This window comes from Psychromonas ossibalaenae ATCC BAA-1528, from assembly GCF_000381745.1.
Classification (GTDB): Bacteria; Pseudomonadota; Gammaproteobacteria; order Enterobacterales; family Psychromonadaceae; genus Psychromonas; species Psychromonas ossibalaenae.
This window is the reverse complement of the sequence record NZ_KB906968.1, coordinates 13,570-30,346: the sequence shown is the minus strand read 5'-3', so window position 1 is coordinate 30,346 and position 16,777 is coordinate 13,570. Positions and strand designations below refer to the sequence as shown.

Genomic DNA, 16,777 nt, shown 5'->3' with positions numbered 1-16,777 from the left:
GACATCTGCTCCCTTCTAGTCAATCAAGACAGCTTTGTTTATAAATTTTTCAGGCAGTGTTATACCGTATTTGTGCAGTTGTTTACGGCTGAAAAGGTAGCGGCCTTTTTCAGCCGTTTTAGTACCTAATTGATAGGGCTGCAGGTCGCTTGTCAGTACTTCTCTGGCCATTTTCGCCGCCAGTTTTCCCTGTTCATAACCAAACAATACTAAGCCGCCGATGGCTTTATCTGCTCCAACTGCAAAGTCCCAGAAAGCAAAAGGCGGTACTGGGGTGTTTACCGCTGACCATTTGAGAATCTGCTCTGCCGAAACATGATTGTCATTTTTATCTTTCAGTGTGTGGAATAAACCTAAAAATACGGCATCGTATCCCTTATCTTTGGCGGTTAACAGTTTGTCTTTCCAGGTATCCCAGTCACCAATTAATCTTATTTCAATTTTTATGCCTGAGAGCACTATCTGAGTATTACTGGAAAATACCTCTTCTAGAATGACGTAGGAAGTGCGGCTGTTATCAAACATAAGTAATATTTTATTTACTTTTTTAGGCAGTAACTGTGCCATAGCCGGGATTGAGCGTTTGATAAAAGGGCGCTCTAATACACCGCTGATATTTTTACTTTTATGAACATTATAATGGCGGGGATTATTATTGATGCCGAGGTAAATAACCGGAGTGGTTGTTTCTGAAAAACGTGTACCAAGATAATCCAGCGCATTATCATCGCCTAAAATGACTAAATCCGGTTGTGTTTGTTGATAAAACTGCCAGGCAAGGGCCGCCCTTTGGTCATATAAAGGTTTCGCCAGACGTTTAGTATCCATCTGAAAATAGGTGAGTTCAAAATTGTCCTGTAGAACAGATTTAATGCCCTGGATATAACTTTTGTCCCAACTGTATTCGCTATGGTAACTCTCTATAATTAACACTTTTTGTTTAGCTGATAATTGTAAAGGCAGGCAGATTAATATAATAAACAGCCAGGCGTTTAATCGTATTTTCATTTTACCCCCTCTTCTGCCGTCTGTTGTTATTTATTCTACTAACACAGCCTTTGCAGATAATTTTTCCGGCAGTGTAATACCATATTTTTGTAACTGACTGCGACTGAACAAATAGCTGCCTTTTTCGGCAGTTTTAGTACCCAGCTGATAAGGCTGTATATCGGTGCTTAGTACTTCTCTGGCCATCTTTGCCGCCAGTTTTCCCTGCTCATAACCGAATAGCACTAAACCACCGATGGCTTTATCTTCGCCGACTGCAAAGTCCCAGAAAGCAAAAGGCGGTACCGGAGTGTTTTCTGCAGACCACTGCAGAACCTGCTCTGCCGGAACATGTCTGCCGTCTTTGTCTTTGAGTGTATGGAATAAACCGAAAAATACAGCATCGTAGGATTCATCTGCAGCTGTTAATAGTTTTCTCTGCCAAATTTCCCATTCACCGATTAAGCGGATTTCAACTTTAATGCCGGAGATCTTTAATTGAGTATTACTGGAGAAAATCTCTTCTAAAATGGTATGGGAAGTCAGGCTGTTATCAAACATCAGCAGAATATTTTTGATATCCCTGTCTAATATCTGTGTCACCGCTGGAATTGCCCGCTTGATTAAAGGACGCTCTAATACGCCGGAAATATTTTTACTTCTATGAACATGATAATAACGCGGGTTATTATTGATACCGAGATAGATAACCGGTGTGCTTATTTTTGAGAAACGTCTTCCAAGATAATTCAGGGCATTATCATCACCTAAAATCACTAAATCCGGCTGTACTTTCTGAAAATACTGCCAGGCTTTATCAGCCCTTTCCGGGTAAACCGCTTTAGGCTGGCGTTTGGTATCCATTTGAAAATAGCTAAGTTCAAAATCATCAAGTAAAACAGATTTAATACCTTTGATATAACTCATATCCCATTTGTATTCACTGTGATAGCTTTCAATGATTAATATTTTCTGGGCGGCGGACAGGTATCCGGAAAAAACAAGCAAGAGAAGACATAACCAAGTGTTTATGCTTGTTTTCATTGCTGAATCTCCTTGGGGTGATTGATAGCGCTTCCTTTCATTGTAGATGATTAAGTATAGTTCGTTATCAATTATTTAATTGATGAATCTGCACTCTGACAGTGGGGCAGATAAGAGGAATTAATCGCCCGGATAAGTATTAACATTTTATCTTCCGGCTGCTGTATAATGGGAAAAGCAGGCCTGCTCTACAGGCATTTTTTAATGAGCTTCCAGACCGGACTGATAAAAACCAGAGCGGATCCGCAGGTCAAGCGTTTGCAAACATGACATAACCGGCAGAAATATAAGAGAGCGTCGGCAGGCTGCTGATAATACTCTTAACCTGATGATGAACAGTCGAGTTACTGTGTACCACAATACCGCCTGCAACTAAGAGCATCCAATTGTGCCGACGACGGTTAATAGCTTTATTAATGCAGGCTGCCGTACTGTTTATTAATAGCCGCAGCCTGAAGGAGAATAAGCTTATAACTTCATCCAGTATTTATCATCAATGTTTCGTGTTTCTTCACTTAAATGAGGATTATCAATAACAAAAATACGGCGCTGTTTCAGTTTGGCTTCGGCAAAGGTTTTTTTCACTAAAGGATCATTTTCAAAGAACTCGAGAAAAGAGCCGTCGTTATAGGATTTATCAAACCCTTTCTTTAATAACTCTGCAAGTTCAGGCTGTTTAGGGGAAACGAAAAAAAACATCGGGAACTTGTATACCACCATTAACTGGTCATCTACTATTAAATTAGGAAGTTGAGAACGTTCTGCAACTTCGCTGAAGGGCTCAATGACAGCGCGGGGAAACAGATCGGCCCGGCCGGCACTGACAACTTTAAAAATATTTTCAAAGCTGGGCAGCTCTTTCACTTTAAAGCCGCTTGAACGTAATACATCTACGTCGGCCCAGCCTTCCCCCTGAATCATTAAAAAGGTATCAAGCTGCTCTTTGGTGGTGACATTATGCAGTTTTTTGCCGGTATTGGTATTAGTGATAAAAATACGATGTCCAAGCAGGCCGCGGAATACAGGAAAACGTACAGGAATGAGTTTTTCTTCCATTGTTTTACTTGCGCCAAGCCAGTCAACACTTAGAGTTCCTTCCTGAAGCATTGATACTTTGCGCGACTGTGAGTTCACTATGCTGCGGTAAGGTGTCATAACCGCTTTATCGCCGGCTTTATCAATTAAAAACTCTATCAGACGACTGGAATATTTATCCAGCTCTGAGCCTTTACGAAGTGCTGGTGTAGTGACATTTACTGCAAAACTGTTAAAGCTGATGATGCTTATTAAAATAAGCAGGGGCAGTCTGAGAAATGCTGATTTTGCTTTTAAAATATTCATACTGAGTATCCTGTTTTTATTCTATGTCAGGTTAACTTATAGTACACAGCTGAAGATGTTACTAGCGAGCTATCCACCTGCATCAGCCTTTCCTGCGTAACTGCGCTGGGTATTTATGAGGCGTACCTGTATGAAACACAAAACATAACACAGCAGGCTGGACTAGCAGAACGCATTACCACGACCAAAGCCTGGAGCTAATCTGCTCAGAAGGGGCCGCTTATATCATGAGGGTTGATGCGTCGCTTACCTATTGGAAACAGTTTCTGAAACCGGGCGCCTGAATAACTGCGGACATTCTGGGACGAAGCTTATCTGGTCATGCGTGCGCTAACATAAAAGCAGTAGAAGGTTTAGGTGATAAATTACTGGATAATTTTTTTTACCGCAGCGGGACTGAGACATTTTAATGACAGCAACGGCTCTATGATTGTGCAGATGAGCAGGAAGGAAATTGAAATTTACCGCAAATACAAAGGCTGTTGCGGTTATTAATTTTACATGATGCAGAACCCTAGCGGTTTAACGTTTCGCAGAGCTTATACGGCTCTGCGAAACGTTTATTATGCTGAGAATTTTACGTTATTAAGGGGCTTGTTTTACTACACTAACAGCGCGGACCTGAGCTTGTTCAGTGCTGTCGGCTGTGCTTCCCTTGCGCATAAAGCGAAATACTACGCGTAAACTGTCTTCATGTGTCTCAAGACGGCGGCTGGAATGGAATATATTAATGCCGTTTACATCCCTGCTGACCACATCCGCTCCTTCTTCGCGGAAGTATTCAGGATCACTGCTGCTGCGGTACTGCACGTAAACCCGCAGCTCAGAATCAGAAATATTCTGACTGGCCATTTCTGCAGCTGCTACATAGCGGGTGCCGAGCGGGTCTTCACTGTCCAGCGGATAATCACGATATATTTCTGCATAATCATTGTTCCTCGTTCCTGAAGGAGTAGTGAAGTTAAAGCTCTCTGGAGTGATCTGTGCATAGGCGTTGTTTCCATTCAACAGCTCCCAGTTTTCTGTGCCTGGCTTGAGCTCCTGGCTTAAGCGAGTCATGCTGAGCTGATCAACAAGATAGCGTTTAAAACTCGCTTTGACATTGAGATCCCGTTTTACTTCGAAGCCTACGTGGGCATGAGTTGCGCCAGCTGGTTTATGGGTCAGCAGGTGCAGCTCAAGATCTGCAGTATCCGCTCCCGGATAAGGATAAGCTTCAGCATCTAAGATATTACTGTATTGTGCCTCAAAAGGGCTGGCATTAGTCGGGTCTGCATCATTATCCCAAACTATTTTAAGATAAGCCTGATCCGGTGAATCTGGGTTTTTAATCCGGGATTTAGCGCGGAATACATAGGGAGTCATGCTCGGATGACCTGACAAATCAACTGTCTGCATTAAGCGTCCGTATTCTGAGGTCAGCTCCTTATGGCTGCGGATCTCTGCGGTTCTGCCGTCAATCGCAACGTCTTCCTTATCTCCGCTGTAATAGTTAAAGTCTCCAGTCGTTGTCCAGTAGTCCAGGCGGTCGTCAAAGCTGGCATTCTTAATCGCAACCAGTTCTCCTTCTTGTTCAAAATCGAAAATTTGTGATCCGGATTGAGCTTCTAAGGCGAAATCCTGTGGATGATTGTTTCTTGCAATTACCTGGTCAACTACACCGATTGTGCCGTCGTTGCCGCGCAGCTGCTCAGCGAGACCGAAGAAACCAAAGATCATATCCGCAAGGCCTAATCGAGGCAGCTGCCATTCCGGATCTTCATTGGAATAACGGGTAAGCAGATCTGCACCAATGGTGCCGTCTGGTGCTAATACGCCCGGTGTGCCCTTCATTTTCTGGCGTACTCCGTCACGGTAAGCAAAATAACCGCCAACCATAGGGACACTGTCACCATAAAGGCCAAAACCTAATAAGCCGGGGAAGTGAGAAATAGTATCGGGATGCCTATTTATTCTGTCGGCACTGTAACCGGCACTTTTTGTTGCACCAGCAGAGAAAACGGTTAAGTAATCAGGGCTGTTATCATCTGTCCAGGCTGCATAATGAGCATATAGGTTGTTAAAGTTTTCTGTCCAGGCAGGATCATTACGCTGATCCTTAAACAGAATATGACCGTATTGTTCAACAAAAGAAGCTATATCCCACTTAATTACCGGTTCATCATTTAGGTAAGTTGTAAGATAGGCATGATTCTCCCGGTATTTCCACCAGTCCAGATATGCAAGTTCCGCCATTGGATCAACAGCCGGTGCCAGCTCTGCAAATATGTAAGATTCCTGATAAGGTTTTACAAACCTTATTGCAGTGTCACTTGTCGGGCCGTAATCAGTGCCCAAATGCACAACTTTCCCGTAATCTCTTAAGTAATCGGCATAGTTTTTCTGCCTGCTGATGATGGTGTCAGCCGCTGTAACAATAGCTGCATCATGAGGGTAAAAATCTTTTGCCCGCAGTGCCGCATGCACTAATTTGGCTGAAGGATAGATAGCTGATAATTTTTCACCGCCTCGAGCGATGCCTTCGCCGGTGTCCTCTTCGTAGTTACTGTAGTAGAGGCCGTCAGTAGTTATTTCAGGTACGATACCATCGCTGCTCAAACCGGCATGACGAGTTAAAATGCTTCTTACTTTACTTTGTCCCGATTCTTCGAACATAGATTCATAAGCAATCAGTGCTAGAACAGCCCATCCTGCCGGGCCGCTGTTTGCTATGTCGTAGCGATTCATGCCCGGTTTAGCTTCTGTACCAGTTACCCAGCCTTCAGTTCTGCCATCAGGCCATAGCAGAGTACGGATAAACGTATGGTACTGCTGAAACTCATCGAAAAGCCAGTCTTGATAACTAAGGCGCAGATCAGCTGTATCACTCATTAATTGAGCTTTCTCTGCTGCCAGCATCATTTTTCCATCGGCAGTGGCTGCAATTGCCTGTACGTTCTGCAGTTCCGTGTACGGCGTTACAGGCATATCTGCATTTTGAGCTAATGCTGTTCGGCTGATAAAAGCCAGTTGATTTGGTTTATCCTGCTGCTCGCTAAGAATATACAGTCCCTCATGTTCTTGAGCCCCATAGGTTCGGGCAAAGGACAAATCTATAATTTCCGGGACAGCTGCAATTTCTGTTAAGCTGCTGTGACTGTTCTGTAAGCGGTAAACAGCTGAAGATGATGAAACATATATCTGCTCACTACCACCGTCAATGGTGATGCCGGTTACCGTGCTTTCTTCTCCCGCCGCTAATGAGTGACGTGTGAGGAGCAAACCTTGAGCATCATTTTTCTGAGCCTGATAACGCAGTAATTCACCGTGGTGGGTGCCTAGCCATAGTTCACCTTTGTGATGGGCCATTGCCAGTTTTTTGTCAGACTGCAGCTGGGGCATCTCCACCGCTTCTATAAATAACGATAACTGAGATAAACCAGTATTAAGTTTAAATACTTGGAGAAGGGTTTCAGGACCGCTTGTCACTGCGATATACAGCTGTCGGCCGGAGGCGGAAAAGGTAACTCCCCGAATTGCTAGTGATGCAGTACTTTCCGTTAAATTTTGTTCAGAGAGTGCTTTTTTAAATGCTTCAGTATCAAGGCTGTGTAGTAAGTTTTTATCAATATCGTAAAGTTCCAGGCTGGCATCTTGGCTTCCTGCAACCGCATATAAACCGGCGTAGCGCGCCGCAGCCGGCAGCGGCTGACTAATGTTACTGTCCCAGTCTTCGATTTGTGCGCTGGAAACCTTAGGTTCAGCAGCTGCTTCTAGCGAGCCGGTCTGACTAAAACCGCTCCAGCTAAACAGCATAAGTGTTAAACAAACTACGTATTTTCTCAAAGTACATCCTCAAAATATTTTTATTACATAAGTTACATTTATTCCGCTGTTTAGCGGTTAGGCATTGCAAAGAAAAATAACTGCGGATATAAACTGTTAGTAGCGATGCAGATAAACTGCATTTCGTTAATGTCATCGTACACAATTAGATCATTCTTTTAGCCAGTATTCACTATACATAGTGTTTTATAAGACAAAAAATCAAAGATAAAAAAATCAATCTAACACTTTTGTGGTGTTTTGTTTAAGATCTTATTTTTCAGGTGGTTATGTTTTTGAAAGCTGAAAATATCTTTAATAAAAAAAATAAAAATAATATTAGTACCTCGTAATAAAGTGCTGTGGTTTGTTTGACTCAGTGTTTTTAGCCGATTTACTATCTATATACTTTATCTCTGTAGATCCGGCGTACACCCAAATCATATGTATAAGCACAGATGAATTCCGTTATAATCTTTATATATCCATGATACCTCAAGATGCTTTATCAGGACTCAGCTCGGAGACCAGAATTAGGCACAGCATGAGGGTAATGGTGCTCCCTTATTGAATGCTGTAACGCGATACTGGTTTTTGAGCTGAGCCCCCGCAGGGCAAGCCCAACTGCACTCATCTGCGTCGTTATAAAATATCAATGTAGAGCAACTAGACTTCAATTTTATGCCTCGCATCTAAGTACAATTTGACTTGCTGATTTTGCATCTTGAAGTAACATGGGTATACACATATGACCTGAGATAACAGTTTGCCAGAAAATAACCCGCTAGATCCTGAAACAATACACAATTCCAATGAGCTTGTGCCTCATTCACAGCTTAAAATCGCCACCTTTAATCTGTTTAATTACCTTGAGCCACCGTTTGCTTATTATGATTTTGAGCGTATTTACAGTGCCGAGCAGTGGGCTAAAAAGCAGCGCTGGATCGGTGATTACCTCAATGAATTTCAGCCGGATGTGATCGGTTTTCAGGAAGTGTTCAGCCCTGAGTCTTTATGTGAATTAGTTTTAGAGCATGGTTATGGGCATTTTGCAGTGGTGGACAGTGCCGAGATTGTTGATGATTTTATCTGCCGAAGTCCGGTAGTGGCGATTGCTTCGCGTTATCCGATTAAGGGTGTGCAGGCAGTGCAGCCGGATCTTGATCTGGCCGCTTCGATTGGTTTAACAGATGATTTCTCCTTCAGCCGTAAAGTGCTGCGTGCAACCGTTGATCTGCCGCATATCGGTGACTGTGACTGTTATGTGGTACATTTCAAATCAAAACGTCCGATGCTTGAGCATGAAAAAGATCAGCAGCTTTGTGCTGAAAAAAACATTATTAAATCTTTAAAAGCACAAGTCGCCGGGGGGTGGGGATCGACTATTCAGCGCGGCTCGGAAGCTGCTTTGTTATTAGTTAATATGATCAGCCGTCGTGAGCAGACCGGACAGCCGATGATATTGATGGGCGATTTCAATAATACGCTGGCTGACGGTGTTTTAACCCATCTGCTGACTGACTCGCTGCGCTTTGTTTCTAAATACGACTGCGAGGCTTTTCTGGCTAAATATCTGTTACAAGATTCATGGGACCTGTATCAGGCAACCGACAACGATACTGAGCACATAAAACGTAAAGCGACGCATTACTTTGGTGAAAGCAGCTCGGTGCTGGATTATATTTTACTTTCAAATGAGTTTGACGCATGCAGCCAGTCAAGTATCTTTGAATTAAGCGAACACCACACCTATGATCGGCATTTAATCAATCCTATATTTGAGCGTGACGGAGAAAGTACCGACCATGGTATTGTCTGTGTCACCCTGACCTTACGTTCTTAGGCTGATAACCTGCTTATCTGCCTGTTGTCTCTTTCACAACTTCAGCTTTCGAATGAAAGCTTGTTCCCAAAAGCTGTCTGCCAGTCCTGTGAAAATTGCTCTGTTAGCACGAATACTCGCGGACAGGGGAGATGTTACGATAATCACGCCAAGTGCCTCCATGCCCATCTGATTCGTAATACTCAGGCAACGGTTATTCTGCTGGGGGGCGTTTATCAGCATCAGGGGGGAAAGCCTGGTAGGATCGCTTACCCGTTTATGTATCGAACATACCCATTTCAGTACGGCATTTTTAGGTATTGACGGTTATCATGCTGACAGCGGCTTTACTAGCCGGGATATGATGCGTGTAGATGTTGCCAGTGCTATTCTCGCCAAAAACAAGCGTAATATTGTACTTACAGATGCCAGCAAATTTGGTAAAATTTTTCCGACCAGTTTAGGTTTAAACAACCAGTTTGCAGTGCTGAACACCAGCCTGGATGCACCGCAGCAGGACATTAGTGAATTAAGAGAACAGGGCATCGAGGTCTTATTAGTGTAAATCTCGTATAAGCAATAGGTTAATTAAGTTATTGTTTATATTTCAGAACTAAGCCGTTTTTATGTGCAGGAGAATTAAATGACCGAACAAGAGAAAATGTTAGCTGGTTTGCCCTATGATGCGTGGGATGAATTATTACTTAAGCAGCGGAAAACAGCTAAATCGACCTGCCATGCTTTTAACCTTGCCGATCCGACGTTATTTGAAGAGCGCATGGACATACTTAGGGGGCTGTTGGATATTAAAGGTAACGCACATTTCGAGCCTAATTTCTTTTGTGATTATGGCTATAACATTCATATCGGTGATAACTTTTACGCCAATCATAACCTCACTATCGTTGATGTCTGCCGTGTTGATATTGGACATAATGTTATGTTCGGGCCCTGCGTTATGCTGTCAACGGGCACACATCCGATTGATCCGGTTGAAAGACAAACGACGGAATACGGTGCGCCTATAAAAATAGGTAATGACGTCTGGTTAGGCGGTAATGTTTCCGTTTTACCGGGAGTAAAGATCGGCAATAATTGCGTAATAGGCGCCGGCAGTGTCGTTAACCGGGATATTGAAGATAACAGCGTTGCCGTTGGTAATCCCTGCCGCGTGATTCGTAAGGTAACGGTCTCAGATAAAGGTTAATTGTTTTTAATATAAAAAGACCCTCGCATAAAACTGCTCAGGGTCTTAATTTGTCCGTATAACTCTTAATAGGATATTTTGAATTCTGATGACTTTTCAAAAAAATCAAATGCTGTTTGTAACCTTTTTTTCTCATCATCATTTAACGTGCTGAATTTAACTCCATAATAAAAAGCCCGGTCAACATGTTCTGTGTGAACAATATTCCCTTTTATAACAAAAGGCAGTGAATTTGGGGCTGGTAAATGAATAGTGAAATTTACTGCTTGTCGAGTATTGAAATTTAGCTCTTCAACGCATTTCAGGTGTAAACCAGAAAGACTGAAGTCTTGTGTTATTGCTTCTATACGCTGGCCGGATTGCTCTGCAAATACTTTAATCTGATTATGAATACGCGGGAAATGACGCTGCTCATTACCTTTGCGTGCATCTGGAGTCACGGAATCTGTTTCAAAGCGGTGAAGCAGGCTGTCTAACTGCTCAGCGACACTATGCAGTTCACTGGCAACCAGTGATGTTGAATTTGCTTTTTCAGAGCTTTGTTCAAGTATCTCGAACAGGTGGGCTAACTCACTCTGCAGGGATTGTAAATGATCACTCTGCTGGTGATTCAGAGATGCAATTTCTGTTGAGTTGACATTATTACGTAAAATCCCGTCCTGCATGGAGTCAAATGCGCTTAGCGTCTGCTGGGACTTTTTCTGTGACTGATTAACCTGGCCGGTCACATTGTTCATTGAGGTCACAGAACTGTCAACTGAAGCGGTCAGCTCTTGAATTAAGTTGGTGATTTGCGTCGTGGAGTCGGCGGTACGAGAGGCAAGCGTCCGTACTTCATCTGCTACCACTGCAAACCCTCTGCCTTGATCGCCTGCTCGAGCAGCTTCAATTGCCGCATTTAATGCTAATAAATTTGTTTGCGCGGCAATATTTTCAATCACTTCAATGATGTCATGAATCTGATTGGTTGCATTTTTTACTGAGGCCATTTGCGTAGCAGTAATATCAACACTTTTAACTGCGCCTTCGAGTTCTTCGATACTTTCCTGTACAACCGTCATACACTGGATTGCTGTTGCTTGTGTTTCTTCAGCCGTTTTAGTGGCTTCGCTGATGTGTTCGCTGACAGAGGCTGCAATATCCTGCAGCGAATCGGTTGCGCTCAACACTCTTGCTGAACCGTCTTTTTGTTGTTCGTTAACCGTGGATATTTCATTAGAGATAGTCGCAACCTGTGAGGATGAATGAGTCATCTGCTTGCTGTTCTGCTGTACGGTATGAATAATATTGCTGAGTATGGAACGCATTTTATCAACCTGCGCAACTAGCAAGCCCAGTTCATCTTTATTCTCATTATCATAGGCATAGGATTTGAGATCTCCCTGACCCACTCTTCTAGTTGCTTCTACTACATGTTTTAAAGGCTGGGTAATATTACGGGAAATAAGCCAGCCTAATAATATTGATAAGAGCACGGTTATTATCCAGCTTCCCTGCTGGCAGATCAGCATCTTCTGAACCTTAAGTTCTGAGTTCTCTGCAAGCATAACAACACTTTTATTCATGCTGGCGAGCACTTTATTACTTAGTGTATTGATATTCATAAGCTGTTCTATACGGTATTCCTGCGGGTTTACTGCTTCTATTGATGACTGCAGCTTCAGCCAGTATTTCTGCACTTCTTTTAACTGACTGAGTATTCTGGCATCCTGCTCTTTAGGAAGCTTAATTGCGGAGTGCATACCGAGATCCAGGTAAGTTGTTCCACCAAGACTAAGCGCCTGCAGTGAAGCATCAAATAATTTTTTAGTCTGAAGCATCTGTCCACTGTCTACCTGTTCGCCGTTTTTTTGTGCATGCTGCAGAGCGAGTAAAAACTCTTTGCTGTATTTTTGCGAAAGCATGCGCTGCCGGCCGGCAATATTAATAACTGTACCGTCATTTTTCTGGTTATCTAATGTGATGATGGTATAGAGTGACATGAAGCTCAGTGCGCCAAGGATAAACACGATTAATATAATTATTTTCTGCTTGACCGAAAAATGGTTCAGCCATTTTAAAACATTAAAAATTTCCATTATTAATTCCTTTCAGAAAAGCACACCAGATAAGCATAGTTAAATATGAGAATGATTAAGGAAATAGTCAAAAAAAAGGGAATAAATATATGTTTTCTGTCTAATATTAAGAATTATTCTGAAAGGTGTATTTGTAAATAGAAACTGTCTACACAGGGCATAGTGAGCGAAGTGTTATTTATTTTAGGTAATTGAACTGTATAAAATAACCCCGAAAATAGAGCTGTTTTCAGGGTTATTTTTATTCGCTGTTATTTTCGTACACCTTCAACATGTAAATTCATATCAACATAACTTGAGGCCCCCATAACAGGAATGCCGAAGTCAGCTAATTGTAAACGAGTTGTCCCCTGAAAACCGACACGGTAACCGCCCCAGGGATCTTTACCTTCGCCGATAAAGTCCGCATCAATGGTAATTGCCTTACTCTGACCATGTAAAGTTAACAGCCCGTCAATTGCTAAACCGCCGTCTGCTTTTTTAGTTACCTTGCTGCTGACAAATTTTGCTGTCGGGAATTTACCGGCATTGATGAAGTCATCACTGCGAATATGTTTATCACGTTCTGCATGGTTTGAATCAAGGCTTTGTGTATCAACATTTACCGTTACTTTTGATGCTTCAACATTGTTCGCATCAAAGCTGAACTGTCCGTCAAATTTATTAAAACGGCCTTGAATAAAACTGTAACCCAGATGGCTGACTTTAAAATTGATTGATGCATGTGCACCTTTAGTATCAATCGTATAGTCGGCGGCATTGACTAAAGCTGGTGCGGTTAATGCGATGCTTAAAACGCTTGCTGCAAGTAGTTTTTTCATTATTGATTTCCTATTATTTATTTCAAAGCATTTTGCTAAGAGTATTGTCTTTGTTGATAAAATGATGTTTTAAAGCGGCCAGTGCATGCAGCACCGCTAAACCAATAAGAGTACTGGCAAGGTAAAAATGCAGCTCACCGGCAATATCTGCCTGATTTTCAAAAAATGAGCCGAAACCGGGGACAGAAAACCAGTTAAAAACATCTATGCTTCTTCCGTCTGCGGTTGAAATCATATAGCCGCTGATGAAAACGGCTAAGAGTAATAAATAAAGAGCGTTATGTGCTATTTTAGCCCCTTGAATTTCCCACTTTGCTCCTTCAATTGCAGGTGAGGCGGTAATGAATTTCCAAATAATCCGAATTAAGGTTAGAGCAAATAAACACAAACCTAAAGATTTATGCCAGTAAGGAGCCGGTTTATACCATTCGCTGTAGTACGTCAGGTCGACCATCCATAAACCTAAAGCAAATAAACCGATAATGAGTAATGCTGAGCCCCAGTGTAATAGCTTTGCTAAAAGGTTATATTGTGTGACTGTTGTAGACATTTGTACCCCCTGTATACACAACATATTGTTAATGTCTTGTTACGACTTTGCTAATTAATATAAGTTCATTCTATACAAAAATAAAAGGAATCAAACAGATATAAAATGAATGATATGTTCAATTATTTTGATGTTTTATCCGTAACCATCTTAGGAATTTAGTTTTCAAAGGGCTTACGGATAAATAATAGGAAAGGATTTAAAGCGGGCTTTACTGTTTATGGAAAAGAAATCTGTTCGCCGGACTCCAGCCATAGCGGATATTTTTCCATGATCTGTTCAAACAGTGAGGAGTTGATAAGGTTGTCTAACCATGTTTTTACATTCACATAGGGGCTTTGCTCAAAGCTGTTTTTATCTACGCCGGAAAACTGGCGGATAAAGGGAAAAATTGCCATATCAGCCAGACTGATATTTTCTCCGAACAGGTAGGGCTTATTAACTAAGCGGTTTTCCAGTATGAAGATGAAATCTTCTGCCTGCTGACGATAATAACTGACAGGGTATTCTGGAAAGCGCTCGGCATATTTGTATTTATCTAACCACGGTTTAAATTCAAAGTCATTTTCATCAATCAGCGTTAACATTTCAGATAAATCGTTTTTTAACCAGCCGTCAGGATCTGATTTTTCTAATGCCCAGGCCATTATATCTAAACTTTCATCAAGTACTGTACCGTCTGTCAGCTGCAAAACAGGCACGGTTCCTTTTGCTGAAACGGTCAGCATTTCCGATGGTTTCTGCTGTAGAATTATCTCGCGTAAATTAACTGTCTGAAGACTGACCGCAAGGGCTAAACGGGCGCGCATTGCATATGGACAACGGCGAAATGAATAAAAGGTGTGATTCATAAGTTGATCCTAAACAAAAATTTTCTCTAAAGTAACCTTAACGCATGGTGTAGGCAAGCATTGCTCTATTGTTTATATATAATATCTAGCAAACAGATAAAAACTAGGTGAATTATGGAATCATTTTGTTGGGATACGTATTACATTACAGGACTTGAAGAGGTTGATCAGCAGCATTTTTATATGGTGAAGTTAATTAATAAATTTGGTGATTTACTGGCGCAAAATGAACTGCTGATGGAAGATATCTCTCGAGTATTCAATGAATTATATGACTATACTGTCTATCATTTTCGTGAAGAAGAATTAATGATGAGAAATGCCGGTATTGATCCGCGCTTTTTGTCTCATCATATTGAAACACACCAGGAATTTATTTATAAACTGACGACGATGAATAATGAAGTTTCGCTGGATAATCCTTCGTCATTAAGAAATTTGTTTGAATTTTTAACCCAGTGGCTGGTTTATCATATTCTTGGAATGGATCAGAATATGGCAAGGCAGCTGGAAAAAATAAAATCCGGCTGTAGTGCAGAGATCGCATATGAGGCTCAGGATACAGCTGAAGATAAGGCCACCGAAGCATTATTAAAAGCGCTGAGTAAACTGTTTCAGCAGGTATCTGATCGTAACACCGAGTTACTACAGTTAAATCAGACGCTTGAGCTTAAAGTAGTACAACGAACCGAGGCGCTGCAGGCCGCTAATAAACACCTTGAACAGCTTGCGGTTACGGATGTATTAACTAACTTACCTAATCGTCGTTATGCGATGTCGCATTTATCCACATTATGGGAAAAAGCTAAGCAGGAGAAACAGCCGCTTTCCTGTTTGATGATTGATGCCGATCATTTTAAAGATGTGAATGACCGTTACGGCCATGACAGCGGCGATCTGGTTTTAACTGAACTTAGCTTGAAACTGCAGCAGACACTGCGTAATGACGATACTGTCTGCCGTTTAGGGGGGGACGAATTTTTGGTTATTTGTGAAAACACAGATTTTTCAGGTGCAGAGCATATCGCCAGGTTATTACATGAAGCAGTTGCTGAATTACAAGTTGTATTTGTCGGCGGAGCATGGCCGGGCAGTGTCAGTATCGGTGTGGCCAGTAGGCAGCCTGATATGTCTGAATTTGAAGAGTTAATTAAGTTAGCTGATCAAGGTGTATATTTAGCTAAAGAAGCCGGTAAAAACTGTGTCAGAAGTGTTTTGTCTTAGTCGCTTAAAATGAGTTTTTAAAGGAAGCTATTAATAGTACCGGTTTATCAGGCCGGTACTACTTAAGCTTTACTCTTCACTTTATGCTTCGTGTTTTTTTGCCCCTTTAAGCATCGCATTAATCAGCTCCTGAGCTTCAAATTTAGTTAACGCATCATCTGCTCCTACCTGATTAGCCCGGTCTACGCTCATCTCACTTGAAAGAGAGGTATGCAGAATAATATAAGCACCGGCAATTTCAGGAACGCTGCGTACTTCAAAAGTAAGTTCATATCCGTCTAAGCCCGGCATCTCAATATCACTGACAAGAATGTCGATAGGATTGTCTTTGGCTGCCAGCTCTTTCATAACGGACAGCGCATCGGCACCGTTTTTACAAACTTTAAAAGGTACATCGATATTGGTGAGCGCATTTTCAAGCTGACGACGTGCAACTGCTGAGTCATCAACTAACAGGATGTGCATGTTCTGCAGCATTCCTTTCTGCACCCCGGTAATTTCAACTGTATTCTCATCTTCGGAGGGGAAAATTTCAGACAGTAATAATTCAACATCCATCAGTTGAATGAGTTTATCTTCAAAGCGGGTGATGCCGGTTATATAGGTTTTATGTCCTAGGGTACTTGGAGGCGGTTCAATATTTTTCCAGTTACATTCGATAATTCGTTCTATTTTTCTAACTAAAAAACCAACATGCTGGCGACTGCAGTCAGTAATAATAATGACGCAGTTTTTCTTTTCTTCTTCACTTATCGGAGCATAGCCAACCGCACCCGCCATATCAATAACTGACAGGGTCTGCCCGCGGATACTGGCCGCACCAATAACATTCGGCTCCGCGTTAGGAAGCTGTGTAAGCTGCTGATAGGGAACTATCTCTTGTATTTTTAATGTGCCAAGTGCGAAACTTTGCAGCTGCGTCAGTTGAAAAAGTAACAATCCCTGAGACTGACTGGAGGTTGACTGCATATTGGAGTCCTATTCAAACAAAATATCTATTATTACCTCTAAATTATAGGATATAAGCCTTAAATAACAGTGCGCTAGT

General features: G+C 41.9%; 14 protein-coding genes. 4 read left to right on the top strand and 10 right to left on the bottom strand.

Going from position 1 to position 16,777, the window contains the following annotated elements; translation table 11 throughout:
- Positions 1–15: 15 nt before the first annotated feature.
- The 5 genes from G327_RS0101220 to G327_RS0101195 form a co-directional block, all read right to left on the bottom strand.
- On the bottom strand, positions 16–1,008 hold the full coding sequence (locus G327_RS0101220) for an ABC transporter substrate-binding protein (RefSeq protein WP_019612939.1): 993 nt from the start codon (positions 1,006–1,008) through the stop codon (positions 16–18).
- A 30-nt stretch (positions 1,009–1,038) separates the two neighbouring features.
- Positions 1,039–2,031: an ABC transporter substrate-binding protein gene (locus G327_RS0101215; RefSeq protein WP_019612938.1), complete on the bottom strand. Its 993-nt coding sequence runs from the start codon at positions 2,029–2,031 to the stop codon at positions 1,039–1,041.
- A gap of 250 nt (positions 2,032–2,281) precedes the next feature.
- Complete coding sequence (locus tag G327_RS27500) at positions 2,282–2,413, bottom strand: hypothetical protein (RefSeq protein ID WP_019612937.1); 132 nt, start codon at positions 2,411–2,413, stop codon at positions 2,282–2,284.
- 86 nt (positions 2,414–2,499) lie between these two features.
- The gene (locus G327_RS23820; RefSeq protein WP_019612936.1) at positions 2,500–3,372 is read right to left on the bottom strand and encodes a type 2 periplasmic-binding domain-containing protein; all 873 of its coding nucleotides are present in this window, start codon (positions 3,370–3,372) and stop codon (positions 2,500–2,502) included.
- A 585-nt stretch (positions 3,373–3,957) separates the two neighbouring features.
- Positions 3,958–7,197, bottom strand: coding sequence for a hypothetical protein (locus G327_RS0101195; RefSeq protein WP_019612935.1), 3,240 nt, complete (start codon positions 7,195–7,197; stop codon positions 3,958–3,960).
- Between the two features lie 745 nt (positions 7,198–7,942).
- Here G327_RS0101195 and G327_RS0101185 point away from each other — a divergent pair.
- The 3 genes from G327_RS0101185 to G327_RS0101170 all read left to right on the top strand — a co-directional run bounded on the left by G327_RS0101185 (position 7,943) and on the right by G327_RS0101170 (position 10,205).
- Complete coding sequence (locus G327_RS0101185) at positions 7,943–9,019, top strand: endonuclease/exonuclease/phosphatase family protein (protein WP_019612933.1); 1,077 nt, start codon at positions 7,943–7,945, stop codon at positions 9,017–9,019.
- 178 nt (positions 9,020–9,197) lie between these two features.
- Positions 9,198–9,563, top strand: a complete 366-nt coding sequence (locus tag G327_RS27285; protein WP_281167211.1) for a DeoR/GlpR family DNA-binding transcription regulator — start codon at positions 9,198–9,200, stop codon at positions 9,561–9,563.
- A 78-nt stretch (positions 9,564–9,641) separates the two neighbouring features.
- Positions 9,642–10,205: a sugar O-acetyltransferase gene (locus G327_RS0101170; RefSeq protein ID WP_019612930.1), complete on the top strand. Its 564-nt coding sequence runs from the start codon at positions 9,642–9,644 to the stop codon at positions 10,203–10,205.
- 65 nt (positions 10,206–10,270) lie between these two features.
- Here the strand turns inward: G327_RS0101170 and G327_RS0101165 are convergent, their stop codons facing one another.
- The 4 genes from G327_RS0101165 to G327_RS0101150 all read right to left on the bottom strand — a co-directional run bounded on the left by G327_RS0101165 (position 10,271) and on the right by G327_RS0101150 (position 14,505).
- Positions 10,271–12,283 carry a methyl-accepting chemotaxis protein gene (locus G327_RS0101165; protein WP_019612929.1) on the bottom strand — a complete coding sequence of 671 codons (2,013 nt, stop codon included), beginning with the start codon at positions 12,281–12,283 and terminating at the stop codon, positions 10,271–10,273.
- 251 nt (positions 12,284–12,534) lie between these two features.
- Positions 12,535–13,104 carry a YceI family protein gene (locus G327_RS0101160; protein WP_019612928.1) on the bottom strand — a complete coding sequence of 190 codons (570 nt, stop codon included), beginning with the start codon at positions 13,102–13,104 and terminating at the stop codon, positions 12,535–12,537.
- Between the two features lie 22 nt (positions 13,105–13,126).
- Positions 13,127–13,654 (bottom strand): cytochrome b, encoded by a 528-nt coding sequence (locus tag G327_RS0101155; protein ID WP_019612927.1) that lies wholly within the window; start codon positions 13,652–13,654, stop codon positions 13,127–13,129.
- A 218-nt stretch (positions 13,655–13,872) separates the two neighbouring features.
- A complete protein-coding gene (locus G327_RS0101150; RefSeq protein WP_019612926.1) occupies positions 13,873–14,505 on the bottom strand; it encodes a glutathione S-transferase in 633 nt (210 codons plus the stop codon).
- Between the two features lie 114 nt (positions 14,506–14,619).
- On the opposite strand from G327_RS0101150, the gene G327_RS0101145 reads away from it, so the two are divergent.
- Entirely contained in the window at positions 14,620–15,729 is a 1,110-nt protein-coding gene (locus tag G327_RS0101145; RefSeq protein ID WP_019612925.1) for a GGDEF domain-containing protein, read from the top strand.
- An 81-nt stretch (positions 15,730–15,810) separates the two neighbouring features.
- Here G327_RS0101145 and G327_RS0101140 read toward each other — a convergent pair whose 3' ends face one another.
- On the bottom strand, positions 15,811–16,698 hold the full coding sequence (locus G327_RS0101140; protein WP_019612924.1) for a chemotaxis protein: 888 nt from the start codon (positions 16,696–16,698) through the stop codon (positions 15,811–15,813).
- Positions 16,699–16,777: the final 79 nt, after the last annotated feature.